The following is a 14,010-nucleotide window of genomic DNA, read 5'->3' as shown; positions in this document are numbered from 1 at the left end:
CGCGCTGGATCAATACATTCACTACTACAACCACGAGCGCATCAGGCTGAAATTGAAAGGCCTGAGTCCCGTTCAGTACAGGATTCAGGCCTTCACGGGCAGCTAGACTTTAACTGTCTAACTTCTTGGGGGCACTTCAGTATCTGGCGGGCAGGCGGCTGCCGCAAACGCCGGCCGACCTGCGCGAGCATCATTGCATCGCGTCGCATTGCTGCACGCCAGGGCTGCCGGCGGGGATGTCGTCGTGGCGGCTGCGGCGCGGCGCGAATGTGCAGGAAGTCCAGTTCGAGCCCCGCTTGAGCGTGGCCGATCCGACGATCGGCTATCTGTTGGCCATGTCCGGTAGCGGCGTGACCCTGCTCAATCAGCATGGGGCTCGCGGCGATGTCGAATCAGGCCGGCTCGTGCGGCTGTTGCCGCAATGGGAGGTCGAGCCCGTGCAGCTCTATGCGCTGCACGCTTCGCGGTTGAACGCATCGCCGAAGATCAGCGCATTTTTGGGATATCTTCGAGAACGATTCGCCGATGCGAGCGGATTTCGCCAACCCATCCGCGCCTCCAAGCGCCCGAGCGGCGGCCTCGCCGGCGATGCCCCGCGGGCGGCGAGGCAAGCCGAACGGATCGAATGAGGAGCAGGTGGCCGATCTCGTTGCTTCGGCAATGGCGCTTACGTCGCCAGAGCGGCGTATAGTAATGCCCTCCGCAGTGACGTAGTTCTGCTTCGCCTGTACCGCTTATGTCCGATCGCGTCCATTACCGACATATCGCCGACATGCCCGGCCTCGTGCTGGGCGCCGCGCGGTTTTCTACGTTCAGCTTCGATCGCCATTTCCATCTCGATTACCACATCGGTCTCGTGACCGACGGCGTCCAGCGGATCGGATTCGACGGCAAAACGGTGTTGGCTGGTCCCGGCAGCATCTCGCTGATGCCGCCAGGCCAAATTCACGACGGCGTGAGCGAAGGCGAGCGCGGCTATACGCTGCGAACCTTCCGTCTCTCGCACGAGTTGCTCAGCCAAGTGTCCCAAGAGGTGGGCAATTTGCCGCGCGAGCCCGAGCTGGTGTGCGCTTTCCTCGAAGATGCGGAACTCGCCGCCCAACTTGCGCGCTTGTTCGATGTCATGCAAGCCACGGGCGAGAGCGCATCGCTTGCCGTGCAATCGGAATGGCTGCGCGTGCTCGATATTCTGTTGACGCGCTCGCGAGCGATCGCGCCGCAGCCTACGAGCGGTGCGCTTTCGCCGGTGCAGTGGCAGCGGGTGAAAGACTATTGCTTTGCACACCTAAGCGAGAAAATCACGCTCGATGCGCTCGCCGCGCTCTGCGATGTCGGCCGCTTTCAATTCCTTCGGCAATTCAAGCAAACGGTGGGGATGACGCCACACGCGTGGTTGTTGCGGCTTCGCTTAGAACACGCTTGCGCGTTGCTCGCTTGCAGCGCTCAGACGATCGCCGAAGTCGCGCAAGGGGTCGGTTTTTACGACCAAAGTCATTTCAATCGGGCCTTTCGGCGAGCTTTCGGCGTGGCGCCGTCGGGTTACTGAGCGGCTCCGGCGCGACGCTCGCCGGTGGCGCTATCGCTGCGGCCTCGGTGGCGACCCTTCGAATCGCCTCGGCAATTTTTTACAATTCGCCGCGAATCCGCCCCGATACGATACGGCAACGATGGGGGCGCGTGCCCCGTTTCTGGATCAAGGAGTCGAGGGAATCGATGGCGAATCGTAACGAGGGATCGCCGGCGGGGCGGCCGGCATTTTGGAGCGACAACATTGTGGGCGCATCGCCCGAGGTCATGGCCGCGCTGGCGGCTTGCAACGTCGGCGAAGCGCGGTCGTACGGGGCCGACGAGCTGACTGCCGCTGTCGAGCGCAAGTTCTGCGCGTTGTTCGAGCGAGAGGTCGCCGTCCTGCTCGTGCCGACGGGGACAGCCGCGAATGCGCTGTCGCTGGCCACGCTTACGCCCCCGTGGGGCAGCGTGCTGTGTCATCCGGATAGCCACGTCGACAACGACGAATGCGGCGCACCGGAATTTTTCGCGGATGGCGCGAAGCTCGTTGCCGTGGGCGGGCCCCACGCGAAAATCGACGTGGAAGCGCTGCGCCGCGCGGCGTGCGAGAAAGTCGGCGATATCCACTCGACGCAGCCTTCGTGCGTGACCATCACGCAGGCGACAGAACTCGGCAGCGTGTATTCGCTCGAAGAGATCGGCGCGATCGGCGACGTGTGCCGATCAACGGGCTTGCGGCTACACATGGACGGCTCGCGTTTCGCGAATGCGCTCGTGACACTAGGTTGCACGCCTGCCGAAATGACGTGGAAGGCCGGTGTCGATGTCTTGTCTTTCGGCGCGACAAAAAACGGCGTGCCCGCGGCCGAGGCCATCGTGCTGTTCGATACCGCGCTTGCGCGTGAAATGGCTTTCCGGCGCAAGCGCAGCGGTCATCTGTTTTCGAAGATGCGATTCCTCTCTGCTCAAATCGATGCCTATCTCGAAGATGGGCTATGGCTGCGTAACGCGCGTCACGCCAACGCGATGGCCGCGCGGCTCGTGCAAGGGTTGAAGCGCTTTTCGTGCATCGAGGTGCAAGGCGAGCCGCAGGCGAATATCGTCTTCTGCACGTTCCCCGCCGCACTGATTCAAGCGTTGCATGGGGAAGGCTTCGCGTTGTACCACGACCGTTGGGGACCCGGCGTCGTTCGGCTCGTCACGTCGTTTGCGACGACGGCGGCCGAGGTCGACCAACTGCTCGACCGTATTCAGTGTCTGGCGGGCGAATCATCGAATGAAAGCGGCGACACGGAATCGATCGAAGCGGGGAGTGCAGCATGACGCAACGGCTATATATGACCGATGACAGCTTGACGATGGAAACGAGTGTCGTGCGCTGCACACCGCGCGAGGAGGGGCAATTCGATGTGGTGCTGGCCGCCACGCTGTTTCATCCGCAGGGAGGCGGGCAGCTTTCCGATCGCGGCACGATCGCCGGTGTCGAGGTCGTCAAAGTGGTGGCGCACGGCGACGAAGTCGTGCACGTTTGCAGCCAGGCTGTGCCGCAAGGCCCCGTGCATATCGAAGTGTGCGCCGCCACGCGCGCGCTGCATGCCCGGCTGCACTCGGCCGGGCATCTGATCGGATACTGCGGCGAAGCCCTGGGATGGCACGCCGTCAAAGGCCACCACTGGCCCGGCGAAGCGCGCGTCGTGTTCGAGGGGATGCCCGGCGCGCATGCGTTCGACGCGCCGGCGATCGAGGCCGCGGCCAACGCGCACGTGAACGCCGACCTACCGCGCCGGACGGACGTGCAAGGCGCGACGCGCACGATCGGCTTCGGCGATTTGCCGCCGCACGGCTGCGGCGGCACGCACGTCGCTTCGTCGGCGGCGATCGGGCTTATCCGAATCCTCAAGGTGAAAGAGAAGAAAGGTCAGCTTTCGGTTCACTACGATCTCGAAGGCGTTTGACCGGCAGGGGGCGGGCCGGCGCCAACGTGGCGCCGAGCGATCGAGCGGCGGACAGCCGGTGTCCGCCGCGGTGGCCGCGTCGCTGTAACAATCCGTAACTGTTTCTCGTCGAAGCGACGCCGATTGATGGACGAAGGCATTAACTTTCGTCTTCAACTCGACTACATTCCCCCTTTCCCCCGCATCTTTCCGGCGTGTCTTCGCATGTGGATCGTCAACGTTGCGCTCAAGCGGCCTTATACGTTCATCGTCATGGCCATCCTCATCGTGCTGGCGACACCGTTCTCCTTGATGAGGACTCCTATCGACGTATTGCCCGACATCGATATCCCCGTCGTCAGCATCATTTGGAATTACACAGGCCTTTCGGCGCAAGAGATCGCCAATCGCATCACTTCGGTGAACGAGCGCAGCCTCACGACGACGGTTAACGACATCGAGCATATCGAGTCGCAATCGTTGCCCGGTATCGCCGTGATCAAGCTCTTTCTGCAGCCCAACGCGAGCATTCAGACGGCGATTGCGCAAACCGTCGCCATCGAACAGGCGCAATTGCGGCAAATGCCGCGTGGCGCGACGCCGCCGCTCGTGATCAGTTATTCGGCCTCGTCGATTCCGGTCATTCAGCTCGGGCTGTCGAGCCCGACGCTATCGGAGCAAGCGCTGAACGACGCGGCGTTGAATTTTCTGCGCCCGCAGATCATCACGATACCCGGTGCGCAGGTGCCGTATCCCTATGGCGGCAAATCGCGGCTCGTTTCCATCGATATCGATTCGCGCGCATTGCTCGCGAAAGGCCTGACGCCCGTCGATGTCGTCAATGCCGTCAGCGCGCAGAACCTGATTCTGCCGACCGGTACCGCGAAGATCGGCCCGCGCGAGTACACGGTCGATATGAACGGCTCGCCTACTACGATCGAAGGGCTCAACGACATTCCGGTGCGTACCGTCAACGGCGCGACCACCTACCTGCGCGAGGTTGCACACGTGCGCGACGGCTACGCGCCGCAGACGAACGTCGTCCGGCAAGACGGCCGGCGCGGCGTGCTGCTCTCCATCCTGAAGACGGGCAATGCGTCGACGCTCTCGGTGGTCGATGCCGTCCACCGGCTATTGCCGACGATTGCGACGACACTGCCGCGCGACATTACGATCCGAGCGCTATTCGATCAATCCCTGTTCGTGAAGGCCGCGATTACGGGTGTCGCACGCGAGGCCGTGATTGCCGCCGCGCTGACGGCGGCGATGATCTTGCTGTTTCTCGGCAACTGGCGCAGCACGTGCATCATTGCCATTTCCATCCCGCTTTCGATTCTTTCGTCGCTGCTCGCGCTGCACGCCTTGGGGCAGACGATCAACATCATGACGCTGGGCGGCCTGGCGCTCGCCGTCGGCATCTTGGTGGACGACGCGACCGTCACGATCGAAAACATCGAGCGGCACCTTCATCTCGGGACGAACCTGCATGACGCGATTCTCGAAGGCGCCGGCGAGATCGCGGTGCCCGCGTTCGTGTCGACGTTGTGCATCTGCATTGTCTTCGTACCGATGTTCTTCCTGACGGGAGTCGCGCGCTATCTATTCGTGCCGCTCGCCGAAGCCGTGGTGTTCGCGATGCTCGCGTCTTACGTGCTTTCTCGAACGCTTGTCCCGACGATGGCGATGTTGCTGATGGGCCATGCGCACGCGCCGAAAGCGGGCGCGCACGCCAACCTGCTGCTGCGGCTGCATCATCGCTTCGAAGCTGCGTTCGAGCGCATGCGCGCTGCCTATATCGTATTGCTGAGCACGCTGCTGGTACGCCGTCGCATGTTCGCCGCGTCGTTCCTCGGCTTTTGCCTCGCATCGCTCGGGCTTGCGTTGTTCCTCGGTGCCGATTTCTTCCCGAGCGTGGACTCGGGCGATATCCGGCTGCATATGCGCGCGCCCACCGGGACGCGGATCGAGGAGACGGCCCGGCTGGCGGACGAAGTCGAGAAGACCATTCGCACCGTCGTACCCCGCCAAGATCTAGGCACGATTCTCGACAATTTAGGCCTGCCCTATAGCGGGATCAATCTCTCCTATAGCAACGCGGGCACGATCGGCACGCTCGACGGAGAGATCCAGATCTCGCTCAATGCCGGCCATGTGCCCACGCGCACGTACATCGACAAGCTGAGGGCGTTGCTGCCGCAGCGGTTCCCTGGTGTCGAGTTTTACTTTCAACCCGCCGACATCGTGACGCAGATTCTGAATTTCGGTTTGCCGGCGGCGATCGATATACAGATTGCGGGCGCCAATCAAATGGCGAACTTCGAAGCGGCGAGCACACTGCTGAAGCAGGTGCGTTCGATCGCCGGCACCGTGGATGCGCACATCCAACAGAAATTCGACGAGCCGACGATCCATCTGGAAATGGATCGCACGCGGTTGCAGCAACTGAATCTGAACGCGAACGACGTCGCGCAGAATGTTCTCATTTCGCTTTCGGGTAGTACGGAGACGTCGCCCGGCTTCTGGTTCAATCCCCGCAACGGCGTGGAGTACCAGATCTCGGTCCGCTCGCCGCAGTATCAGGTCACGTCGGTGGATGCGCTGTTGCGCACGCCGGTCGCCGCGCCGGCAGCCGCGAGCGGAACGTCCGGAGCACCGCAATTGCTCGGCAATCTCGTGCAGGTGCGGCCCGCCAATCAGTTCGCTTCGGTGACGCACTACAACATTCGGCCCGTCGTCGATCTGCTCGTGAGCGGGGAGGGGCGCGATCTCGGTAGTGTGGCCAAGCGGATCGATGCGCTGGTTGCTCGAACGCGCGCAACGCTGCCGCGCGGCAGCCAGATCGCGGTGCGCGGCCAGGTCGAGACGATGCAGCGTTCGTACCTCGGGCTAGGGGTAGGCGTGGCGATGGCAATCGTGCTTGTCTATCTGCTCATCGTCGTGAACTTCCAATCGTGGCTCGATCCGCTCATTATCGTCAGTGCACTGCCTGCCGCGCTGGCCGGGATCGTTTGGATGCTGTTCGTGACCGGAACGCATATGTCGGTGCCGGCGCTAACGGGGGCCATTATGACGATGGGTGTGGCCACGGCGAACAGCATTCTCGTGGTGTCGTTTGCCCGCCAGCGGCTCGCGGCGGGTGCGCCGCCGCTGACGGCCGCGCTCGAAGCGGGCGCGAGCCGAATTCGCCCAGTGTTGATGACGGCTTGCGCGATGATCATCGGGATGGTGCCAATGGCGCTCGGGCTGGGCGAGGGCGCCGAGCAGAACGCGCCGCTCGGCCGTGCTGTCATCGGCGGCCTGCTATTCGCTACGGTATCGACGTTGCTGTTCGTTCCGCTTTTGTTCGGCGGCATCCATGGCCGCTTGGCACGCAAGCGCGAACAGCGGGTGCAACCGCGCACGGACGAACCTGCGGGCGATGGCGTGCAATGAATGTGATCGACTTCTTTTCTTCGGTTGATTGAAATGACGGAAAAATCCCACGCCTCGCTGGCCATCGCTGCGCGCGACGACGACGGCGGCGCCATGCTGCCGCCGCGCGACCGCGTGTGGCGGCGCGCGAAGATCGCACTCGTCGTTGTACTCGTGCTGCTCGCGGCCGGTGCGCTGCGCACGGTCGTCGCGAATGCGGTCAATCGTCGTGCCGTCGACGCGGCTACCGCGCAAAACACGAAACAGTACGTGAATGTCGTGATGCCCAAGACGGCGCAGGGTGGGGACGACATGTTGCTGCCGGGTACGCTGCGCGGCTTCGTCGAATCGCCGATTTATGCGCGCGCAACGGGCTACCTGCTGCATTGGTATGCGGATATCGGCACGCGTGTCAAACGCGGCCAATTGCTGGCCGACCTCGATACGCCCGAAATCGACCAGGAACTCGCGCAGGCAATCGCGCAGCGCGAGCAGGCGAGTGCAGCACTCGCCCTGGCCAAGACGACGCTCGCGCGTTGGTCGCAACTGCGCCAACGCGACGCCGTTTCGCAACAGGAACTCGACGATCGCCAAGGGGCGTACAACCAGAATCTGGCCAATTTGGCCGCGGCACAGGCGAACGTGAAGCGCCTGCAGCAGCTCGAGTCGTTCAAGCGTATCGTCGCACCGTTCGATGGCGTGATTACGCAGCGCAACGTCGATATCGGCGACCTGATCGACGCCGGCAGTGCAACGAGCCGCGCCTTGTTCGCGCTGGCGCAATCGAATCCGTTGCGCGTTTATGTGCAGCTTCCGCAGGCCTATTCCGAAAACGCCAAAATCGGCATGCCCGTCGCCGTCACGCAGGCGGAGCTGCCTGGGCAATCGTTCCGCGGCACGATCACGCATATCTCGGGCGCGATCGACGTACCTACGCGCTCCCTCCAGGTCGAAGTCACCTTGCCGAACCCCGACGGCAAGCTTCGGCCGGGCGCCTACGTGCAGGTAGCGATATCGAACGCGGTGCGTTCGCGTTTGCTCGTGCCCGGCAATGCATTGTTGTTTCGCGCGCAGGGGCCGCAGCTTGCGGTCGTGGATAGCCACGGTGTCGTTCATCTGCATGCCGTCAGCATCGCCCAAGATCTCGGGCAAGTGCTCGAAATCGATAATGGGATTGCACCGACCGACCAGGTCATCGTCAATCCTAGCGATTCGATCGCCGACGGCGACCATGTCCAGGTGATGCGGCACAACGCGGACGAGGGGCTTTCTTGATGGCGCGCCGCCGTTTCGTTCCGGCCTGGGCTGCGCTCGCCGCGCCCGCTTTGATGAGCGCGCTCGCGGCATGCACGGTCGGGCCGGACTACGTCCGCCCGGCTGCGCCGGCTTCGGAAGCATGGCGAACCGATTCGTATTGGCGTTTGGCCGCGCCCTCGCACGCGCCGCTGACGCTCGACTGGTGGAGGGCGTTCGGCGAAGAGGAACTCGACGCGCTCGAAGGGCAGGCGTTGGCGCAGAATCAGACGTTGGCCGCGGCCAGCGCGCATGAGACGCAGGCGCGGGCGACGCTCGCCGCGACCGCGGCGCAGCGCGTGCCGGAGATCGATCTTCAAGGCCAGGCCGAGCGGTTAAAAATCTCGAAGAACCGGCCGTTGACGAACTACTCGACGCCGAGCCAATCGACTGTGCAGAACCTGTTGACGCTCGGGCCGTCGGCGACGTACGACGTGGATTTGTTCGGGCGTATCCGGCGTGAGGTGGAGGGCGCGCGCGCATCGGCGCAGCAGGCGGCCGACGATTTGGCCAATGCGCGCCTGATCGTGACGGCCGATCTCGCGACGGACTATTTTGCGCTGCGGGAACTCGATGCGGAAATCGATGTGCTCGATCGATCGGTGCGTTTGCAGGAGAAAGCGCTCGAATACGTGAAGGCCGAGCACGATCTGGGCTCCGTGTCGGGGCTCGATTTATATCAACAGCAAGCGCATCTCGATGCGACGCGTGTGCAGGCGACGCTGCTCGTGAATCAGCGCGCGCAGTACGAGCATGCGATTGCCGCGCTTGTCGGCACGCCCGCGCCGCAGTTCTCGATTGCGCCGAGCGTGGCGCAAGCGCGGGTTCCATCGATCGCCATCGGCATCCCTAGCGATCTGCTGCAAAGACGGCCCGATATCGCGTCGGCGGAACGTGCGATGGCAGCGGCGAATGCAAAGATCGGCGAAGCGAAGGCCGCTTTTTTTCCGAGCCTTGTACTCACGCCGGGAATAGGGTGGGAGGCGACCGCGTTCTCGAGCTTGCTGACGGCACCGAGCCTCATGTGGACGCTCGGCGCGCAGGTAGGCCAGGCGGTGTTCGATGGCGGCCGGCGCCAGGCGAACGTCAACTTCGCGAGTGCCGGCTATGCGCAAGCCGAGGCGAATTATCGTCAAACCGTGCTCGATGCATTCCAACAGGTTCAGGACGGCGTCACCGGTCTTTCGGTGCTCGACGCCGCATCGAAGCAGGCGCACGCGGCGGTGGAAGACGCGCAGCGGCTCCTTTCGTTGGCGAACGATCGGTATTCGGGCGGCCTTGTCGCTTATCTCGACGTCATCGACGCACAGCAGTCGCTGCTGACGAGCCAACGCACGGAGGTGCAGATTCATGGGCAGCGGATGGCGCTTTGCGTTGCGCTCGTGAAGGCCCTGGGCGGCGGGTGGGAGGACAAGACCGTGGCGAGGAACGCATCGAAGGCAGGGCAAACGGACCCTATCGAGGCAGATAGGTCGAATCGCACGCGTGAAGCAAACGATTAAAATCGGCGTTTTTATTCGATTTTCGTCGACGCTGAACGGATTACTATACTGCCGGGACCGCGACGGCGGGAGGCCGTTTGAAGGCGAGAGAGCGCCATGGACGATTACCCGAAACCGGAAGACATACTGCCGTATTACGAGCGGGAACTGGCGCTGCTGCGTCGGTCGATGCGCACCTTTTCGGAGCGATATCCTAACCAGGCGGCAAAGCTCGGCATCACCGGCGAACACTGCGACGATCCGCACGTCGAGCGCTTATTGCAGTCTGCCGCGCTGAGCAATGCGCGGGCGGCGGCGCGCATCGACGACGACTGCCCTGAAGTGCCCAACGAGATGTTGGAACGGTTGCACCCGGAAGTGTTGCGTCCGTTTCCCGCGTGCTCGATTGCGCAGATCCAGGCGCAGCCCGATCCGCCCCCCAGCGTGCGAACGATCGCACGGGGAACGGAATTCGCCTCGCGTCGCGGCAAGTATCGCTTTCGGTCGGCTTACGATGTCACGCTCGCGCCTTATTCGATTGGGCGAGCGCGTTATGCCGCGGTGGCCCAGGCGCCTCGGAGCGTCATCCTTTCGCCCGATACGCTCGGCATTCTCTCCATTACTTTCACTGCGCTCGCGCCGCAGCAAGCCGGCTGCGCGGTTATTCCCGACCGGATACGGATTTTTCTAGATGGCGCGCCGCAGGTCGTGGCCGCGTTGAGCGATGCCTTGTTGCTTCATGCGATCGGCGCGTTTGCCGATAGGGACGACCGTGGCGAATGGCGTGCGCTCGAGGCCGTACCGATGGCCGCGGTGGGTTTCGACGACGAGCACAGCCTGCTCGGTCCCGCGCCGAAAGTCGAGTTTCCGTTGCGCATGCTGCTCGAGTATTTCGCGTTCCCCGAGCGGTTTTCCTTTATCGACGTCGATTTCGCAATGCTCAAGCGAGTCGCGCTGAGTGGTGGGCAGCGGGCGAGTTCCGTGACGTTGCACTTGGCCATTGCCGGCGTGCGTCACGATTCGTCGATCGCCCAACGGTTGTCGACGGTCGATGCCGAGAACCTGAAGCTTTTCTGCACACCGATCGTGAACCTGTTTCAGCGGGACGTGGAACCGGGCGAGAAGACAGAGGTACCCGGCTATCCGGAGCCTCGCTACTCCGTCGTGCCCAGCGGTGTGACCGAAGTGGCCGATACGGAAGTCTGGTCGATCGACGAAGTGCATTTGAAAAAGCCCGGTGCGTCCGATCGCGAATTGATCGAACCGCTGCATGCGTTCGGACATCGCAAGTATTACGGCGGCCTCGTATGGGAGCGCGTGCGCGACGGCCGAGCCGCTCACGAGCATCCCGGACGCGAGACCGCGCTAGTGTTGCGCAAATTGGGCGCGCGGGCCGAGGAGGTGGATCCGAACGAGTTGGCCATCAGCGTTACTTGCACGAATCGGAACTTGCCGATGAGCATGCCGATCGGAGCGCCGGGCGGCGACCTGGAAGCGATCGGCGCCGAACTCAAATGCCCGATCGTGCTGTTGCGGCAGCCAACGGCAAGCCAGTGGCCCAAACCGGAGCACGGCCACGGCTGGAAGCTCTTGGCGCAGCTTACGCCGCACGTCTGTCGCCTCGATCAGCTTGGGCTCGCTGCCCTGAAAGCGCTGTTTCGGCAATTTGCCGCCCATGCGGGCAGGCAGGCCTGGCAAATCGACGGCATGACCGCGCTGCGCTGGCGGGGCGTCAAGCTTTGGACGATGGCGGCGGGAGTCGGCAGTTTAGAGCCGGGAATCGTAATCACGATATCGCTCGACGAGCAGCGCTTTGAAACGGATTGCATGAATACGCTGATCGGCATCATGGATCGTTTCTTCGCGGCCTATGTGGATATGAACAGTTCGACGCAACTCATTGCCGTATCGGCTCGCACCGGAAGCGTCATTCGAAAGTGCCCGCCGCGACCAGGGCGGATGTCGCTTCTTTAACGCGGGGCACTGCTGGTTTTACTGGTTTCACATGCGGCTGCGGTATGTGGGAATCCGTTAGGCGCTTCTCGGTTATCGAGCGTTTCTTAAGGATTTCAAGAATACCTGGAAGCCGCCGACGATTAAGCATTCCTCTTGGATTTGGTATAGTGGCGCCTCTGCAAGGCGGTTGAGAGCGCATTGTCAGTGCACGGGTCGATGATCGTCCGGCCCGTCCAGCGAGACAGAACAAGAGGTTAAACATGAGTTTTGCAGCTACCGGAAACGCCGGAGGCGGTGGTGCGCCGTCCACTAGCGGCCTGTCTGGCTTGGGTCAAGCCGCAGGGATAGCGGGGCAACTTGGCGCGATCGCCGGGGTCCCGGGAGCGGGTTTCCTAAACGGAGCGTCCAGTGCGGTTCAACTGGCGCAGACCGGCATGGCGCTCATGGGTAAGACGCCGGAATCGATCGCCGGCGCAATCAATAGCTTGAGTGGCGATCGCCCGACGTTTACGCAGCGGCATCGATATGCCACGATGGACTCGCCGCTCGGCCCCGACGTATTGCTGATCAACGCATTGATTGTGGACGAGCACGTCAATCAATTGACGGAAATCCACATCGATGCGCTCTCGCATCAGAACAATATCGAGCCCCAGCAAATCGTCGGTCAACGCGTGAGGATCACGCTCGATCCCAATACGCGCAATTACAGCTTGGAGCGGATCGTGGCGGTGTCGCGCGAGATCGACAATCGCCGCTACTTCGACGGCTATGTTGCCTCGTTCGGCCGAGTCGGTAGCTCAGGCAATGTCACGCGCTACGAAATGTCGGTGGTGCCGTGGCTCTGGTTTCTCACTCGGTCCACCGATTGTCGGATTTTCCAGCGCCAGACACCCGAAAGCATTCTCGCCACGATTTTTCACGAGCAGGGCTTTTCCGACTTCGAATTCCAGGTGCGCAGCAAGCGGCCCGAGTTGAAGTACATCGTCATGTACGGCGAGTCGTACTACAACTTCTGCGCGCGGCTCATGGAGCAGGAGGGGCTGATTTGGACCTTCCGCTACGAGAAAGGCAAGCATGTCCTCGTGATCGGCGACAGCAACTTTATCTTTCGCGATCTCCCGACGCTCGGCGAGATCGAGTACCACGCGGATAGCGCGGCGAGCGAGCGCGACGGAATCGAGCGATGGGACGAGGCATTCAGCTTCCGCGTCGGTAAGGTCACTTATCGAGATTTCAATTTCGAGCGGCCGTCGTCGCAGTTGATGCTGGTGGAGGCGCGTGCGCAGGGGCTCTCGCATCCACGCGTCAACGATACGGAGCGCTACGAGCATCAATCGCTCTACGACGATTTCGACAACGGCCAGCGCTATGTGCGCTATGCGATGGAGGCGGAAGAAGCGCAGGCCCGGCGCTTTACCGGCACCGGCTACGCATCGGGAATGACGACGACGGGACGGTTCACGCTCGTCAATCACCGCTCGTCGACTTACAACGGCAAACGTTTCGCTATCTTGCACGTGCGGCACGAGGCCGTGAACGACTACACGCAGCAGGTGGCGCGCTTGCCTTATCGCAACGCGTTCACGTGTTTGCCCGTGGACATTCCTTTCCGGCCGGAGCGGCGTACGCCGAAGCCGTCGATGCAGGGTACGCAGACGGCCATCGTGGTGGGCCCGCCGGGCGAGGAAATTTACACCGACGGCAGTTGCGTGAAGGTGCATTTTCCGTGGGACCGGCGCGGCAAGATGGACGGTACCGATTCGATGTGGGTGCGGGTGTCGCAGCCCTGGGCGGGCAAGGGCTGGGGAGGCTCCGCGATTCCGCGTATCGGGCAAGAGGTGGTGATCGCGCATGTTCAGGGCGACCCTGATATGCCGCTGATCATCGGCCGCGTGTTCAATGGGGAAGCCGCCAATCCCTATCACGGGAGCGCCGGTCAGACGATGGGGATCAAGAGCCAAACGCATAAGGGCGCGGGCTCGAATGAGTTGCGGTTTTCGGATGTGAATGGGGCGCAGGAAGTTTTTCTGCACGCTCAGAAGGATATGAATACGGTAATCCAGGACAGCGAAACGCACCACGTGGTGGGCGGTTCGCGCAAGGTTGTCGTGTCGTCCGGCGATGAAACCAAAGAGATCGGGAAAGGCAGCTTGAACGAGGCCATTGCTCAGGCGCGTACCACGACGGCTACGACCGTTGCCGTGACGACGGCGGCCAAGGACGGCGGCGGCGGAACGCAGGAATACGAGGCCGAGCGCGGCATCATGCTGAAGGTGAAAGACAGCTTCATCATGCTCGCGCCGGAAGGCATTCAACTGCAGCACAACGGTTCGGTCATTCTCATGGACGACTCGGGCATAACCGTCAACGGCCAGCGCATCGATTTGAACAAATAACCCCATTCAAGAGAGTTGTCCGATCAT

Annotated in this window: 10 protein-coding genes; all 10 read left to right on the top strand. The window is 62.5% G+C overall.

All coding sequences use genetic code 11. The features are described from left to right. On the top strand, positions 1 to 106 hold a 106-nt coding region (locus ACTHN9_RS06765; RefSeq protein ID WP_440535988.1), incomplete at its 5' end, for an IS3 family transposase. 19 nt (positions 107 to 125) lie between these two features. After that, complete coding sequence (locus tag ACTHN9_RS06760; RefSeq protein ID WP_440535986.1) at positions 126 to 629, top strand: LysR substrate-binding domain-containing protein; 504 nt, start codon at positions 126 to 128, stop codon at positions 627 to 629. Positions 630 to 736: 107 nt separating this feature from the next. Further along, the gene (locus ACTHN9_RS06755) at positions 737 to 1,546 is read left to right on the top strand and encodes an AraC family ligand binding domain-containing protein (protein ID WP_440535985.1); all 810 of its coding nucleotides are present in this window, start codon (positions 737 to 739) and stop codon (positions 1,544 to 1,546) included. Positions 1,547 to 1,713: 167 nt separating this feature from the next. Further along, the gene (locus tag ACTHN9_RS06750) at positions 1,714 to 2,832 is read left to right on the top strand and encodes a threonine aldolase family protein (RefSeq protein ID WP_440535984.1); all 1,119 of its coding nucleotides are present in this window, start codon (positions 1,714 to 1,716) and stop codon (positions 2,830 to 2,832) included. After that, positions 2,829 to 3,464: an alanyl-tRNA editing protein gene (locus ACTHN9_RS06745; RefSeq protein ID WP_440535983.1), complete on the top strand. Its 636-nt coding sequence runs from the start codon at positions 2,829 to 2,831 to the stop codon at positions 3,462 to 3,464. The genes ACTHN9_RS06750 and ACTHN9_RS06745 overlap by 4 nt, the downstream gene beginning before the upstream one ends. A gap of 204 nt (positions 3,465 to 3,668) precedes the next feature. Further along, positions 3,669 to 6,875 (top strand): efflux RND transporter permease subunit, encoded by a 3,207-nt coding sequence (locus ACTHN9_RS06740; RefSeq protein ID WP_440535987.1) that lies wholly within the window; start codon positions 3,669 to 3,671, stop codon positions 6,873 to 6,875. 33 nt (positions 6,876 to 6,908) lie between these two features. Continuing rightward, positions 6,909 to 8,129, top strand: a complete 1,221-nt coding sequence (locus ACTHN9_RS06735; RefSeq protein WP_440535982.1) for an efflux RND transporter periplasmic adaptor subunit — start codon at positions 6,909 to 6,911, stop codon at positions 8,127 to 8,129. After that, on the top strand, positions 8,129 to 9,649 hold the full coding sequence (locus ACTHN9_RS06730; protein WP_440535981.1) for an efflux transporter outer membrane subunit: 1,521 nt from the start codon (positions 8,129 to 8,131) through the stop codon (positions 9,647 to 9,649). The genes ACTHN9_RS06735 and ACTHN9_RS06730 overlap by 1 nt, the downstream gene beginning before the upstream one ends. 96 nt (positions 9,650 to 9,745) lie before the next feature. After that, complete coding sequence (tssF, locus tag ACTHN9_RS06725) at positions 9,746 to 11,602, top strand: type VI secretion system baseplate subunit TssF (protein ID WP_440535980.1); 1,857 nt, start codon at positions 9,746 to 9,748, stop codon at positions 11,600 to 11,602. A 242-nt stretch (positions 11,603 to 11,844) separates the two neighbouring features. After that, entirely contained in the window at positions 11,845 to 13,983 is a 2,139-nt protein-coding gene (locus tag ACTHN9_RS06720; RefSeq protein WP_440535979.1) for a type VI secretion system Vgr family protein, read from the top strand. Positions 13,984 to 14,010: the final 27 nt, after the last annotated feature.

This window comes from Trinickia sp. (assembly GCF_051953405.1).
Taxonomy (GTDB): domain Bacteria; phylum Pseudomonadota; class Gammaproteobacteria; order Burkholderiales; family Burkholderiaceae; genus Trinickia.
Note: the sequence above shows the minus strand (reverse complement) of the source record. Positions and strands in the feature narration are given on the sequence as shown.

Coding starts and splice junctions, on each gene's coding strand:
- tssF (WP_440535980.1), top strand. CDS start 9,746: ATGGACGATTACCCGAAACCGGAAGACATACTGCCGTATTACGAGCGG.
- ACTHN9_RS06720 (WP_440535979.1), top strand. CDS start 11,845: ATGAGTTTTGCAGCTACCGGAAACGCCGGAGGCGGTGGTGCGCCGTCC.
- ACTHN9_RS06750 (WP_440535984.1), top strand. CDS start 1,714: ATGGCGAATCGTAACGAGGGATCGCCGGCGGGGCGGCCGGCATTTTGG.
- ACTHN9_RS06745 (WP_440535983.1), top strand. CDS start 2,829: ATGACGCAACGGCTATATATGACCGATGACAGCTTGACGATGGAAACG.
- ACTHN9_RS06735 (WP_440535982.1), top strand. CDS start 6,909: ATGACGGAAAAATCCCACGCCTCGCTGGCCATCGCTGCGCGCGACGAC.
- ACTHN9_RS06755 (WP_440535985.1), top strand. CDS start 737: ATGTCCGATCGCGTCCATTACCGACATATCGCCGACATGCCCGGCCTC.
- ACTHN9_RS06730 (WP_440535981.1), top strand. CDS start 8,129: ATGGCGCGCCGCCGTTTCGTTCCGGCCTGGGCTGCGCTCGCCGCGCCC.
- ACTHN9_RS06740 (WP_440535987.1), top strand. CDS start 3,669: ATGTGGATCGTCAACGTTGCGCTCAAGCGGCCTTATACGTTCATCGTC.